This is a genomic window from Actinomycetospora sp. (assembly GCF_055612215.1).
In genome coordinates this window covers 1-2,308 of record NZ_JBVPVA010000949.1, presented here as the reverse complement: position 1 = coordinate 2,308, position 2,308 = coordinate 1, and the positions used below count along the sequence as shown (strand labels likewise).

The 2,308-nt window shown below is 77.8% G+C and carries 3 protein-coding genes; 2 read left to right on the top strand and 1 reads right to left on the bottom strand.

The annotated features are described in order from the left end of the window. The coding region (locus AC0CYZ_RS25850) for a hypothetical protein (RefSeq protein ID WP_472220680.1) at nt 1-227 on the bottom strand (227 nt) is incomplete at its 3' end. 373 nt (nt 228-600) lie between these two features. Between AC0CYZ_RS25850 and AC0CYZ_RS25845 the strand changes: the two genes are divergently transcribed. Both AC0CYZ_RS25845 and AC0CYZ_RS25840 read left to right on the top strand, forming a co-directional pair. After that, complete coding sequence (locus AC0CYZ_RS25845) at nt 601-1,554, top strand: helix-turn-helix domain-containing protein (RefSeq protein WP_472220678.1); 954 nt, start codon at nt 601-603, stop codon at nt 1,552-1,554. A 56-nt stretch (nt 1,555-1,610) separates the two neighbouring features. Further along, a partial coding sequence (locus AC0CYZ_RS25840; RefSeq protein ID WP_472220676.1) for a phosphotriesterase family protein occupies nt 1,611-2,308 on the top strand: 698 nt, incomplete at its 3' end.

Genomic DNA, 2,308 nt, shown 5'->3' with positions numbered 1-2,308 from the left:
GCGGGGCCGGTGCCGTGCGGGTCGTCGGGGTCGGTGGGGACGCCGGGGTCGTCGGGGTCCAGGCAGCCCCGGCCGAACGCGGTGGCGTGGGCCGGGTCGGGGCGCGGCACCGGCGAGGGACGGCGACCGGCGGTGACGACGATGCCGCCGCCGGCGGTCCGGCGGGCAGGCGCCTCGTCGGCGTGGCCGTCCGCGGTGAGGTCGTCGAAGATCGACGTGATCGTCATCGGCCGGCTCCCTTCCCAAGACCTCGTCGAGGGAGTTGTAGCCCTGGGCAGGGGTTCCGCCCCGGATTACGGTCCCGCTGCGGCGCGGAGGGGTGATCACCCGTACGGGTGGTCGTCCAGCGGGGCGTGATCACGGCCCCGGGCCGGGCGACGGCCGCCGGCCGCGGCCCACCGCCCCCCTGGCCCAACCCCGTCGCGCGGCGGAGCCGCCCGTCACCCCGACGGGTCGCCGACGGAGGCCCGCCGACCTCCTTCGGGCGAATCCGTGCCGCTCCGCGTCGAGCCGGGCCCCCTCGGTCGTCGTCGTTACCCGTGTGTGAGGCTGCCGCGGCCGTCCGGGCAGGCGTTCGACAGGCACGACGCGGGAGGTGCGATGGGGACCGTCCGACACCGGCCCGCGTCGCCCGCTGGACCGCCGCGGTCCGAGAGCACCCGTGGCGTCGTCGCGGCGCTCGCCCGGGTCGCCCCGCCCGCCCGCGACCGGGACGCCGGCGCCGAGGCCGCCGCGATCGTGCGGTGGGCCCGCACCCCGGGCCCGGACGACCGGCTGGCCGCGGAGCTCGATTCTCCCGAGGCCGCCGTCCGGCTGGTGTCGCTGCTGACCCGGATCGGCGCGAGCGACGGCGTCGTCCACGGCGACGCCGAGCGCGGCGCGTGGCGCGTGGAGGTGCCCGACCCGCAGGACCCGCCGGCGGGCTCCGACCTCCTCGCGACGCGGCTGGGCCTCGTCGACGCCCGCGGCCGGTCGCTCGCGCAGCCACCGGGCTGGCTCACCGGCGGCTCACTGCCCGGGGCGGTCGCGACCTGGCGCGGCGCCCTCCTCGCGCGGGGCCACGTGGAGCACCACGGTGGCACCGCCTCCGTCGTCGTGGACTGCCCGGCCCCCGGGCCGGCCCTCGCGCTCGCCGAGCTCGGCCTGCGTCTCGGCGTCCGCGCCGGCACCCACCGCGCGGAGGGGACCGCCCGCGTCGTTGTGGACGACCCGGACGAGGTCGCGCTGCTGCTCACGACCTGCGGCGGGCGGGCCGCCGCGGCCGCCGCCGGCCTCGACGAACCGACCGGGGACCCGACGTCGGGCTCCGCCAACGACGCCCGGGCCACCGTCGCCGCCTCGCGGGCGGGCACCGCGGTGTCCGAGGCCTTCGCGACGCTGGCGCGGGCCGGGGTCGAGGTCCCGGACGCCCTCGCCGACGCCGGGCGCCTGCGCCTGGCGCACCCCGACCTCGGTCTGGCCGACCTCGGCGTGCGCGCCGACCCGCCGCTGTCGAAGGACGCCCTCGCCGGCCGGCTGCGCCGCCTCCTCACCCTGGCCCGCCGCCACCGCTGAGCCGGCCGGCGGGGCCGCTCCTACAGTGCGGTCACCACGGGAGCGGGAGGCGGGCGATGGTCGAGACGGTGCGGGGCCCGGTCGATGCGGCGGACCTCGGGACGACGCTCATGCACGAGCACGTCTTCGTGCTCACCCCCGACCTCCTGGCCAACTACGGCCACGAGTACTGGGACGAGGAGCTGCGGGTCGCCGACGCGGTCGACAAGCTGACCCGGCTGCGCGCGCTGGGCGTCCGGACCATCGTCGACCCGACGGTCGTCGGGCTGGGCCGGTACGTCCCGCGCGTCGCCCGCGTGAACGCCGAGGTCGACATCAACATCGTCGCCGCCACCGGCCTCTACACGTTCGACGAGCTGCCCCGGTCGCTGCAGAACCGGGGCCCCGGGACGCTCCTCGGCGGCGAGGAGCCGCTGACCCGGATGTTCCTGCGCGACATCCGCGAGGGCATCGGCGGCACGGACGTGAAGGCCGCCTTCCTCAAGGGCGTGGTCGAGGAGAAGGGCCTCACCCCCGACCAGCAGCGGATCCACCGGGCGCTCGCGGCGACGCACCGCGAGACCGGGGTGCCGATCACCCTGCACACCAACAGCGCGCACGAGACCGGGCGGCAGGCCCTGGACTTCTACGAGGCCGAGGGGGTCGACCTGACCAAGGTCGTCGTCGGCCACGCGGGCGACTCGAACGACCTGGACTACCTGCGCGCCCTGGCCGACCGCGGCGCGATCCTGGGCTGCGACCGCTTCGGGCTGGA

Coding starts and splice junctions, on each gene's coding strand:
- AC0CYZ_RS25845 (WP_472220678.1), top strand. CDS start 601: ATGGGGACCGTCCGACACCGGCCCGCGTCGCCCGCTGGACCGCCGCGG.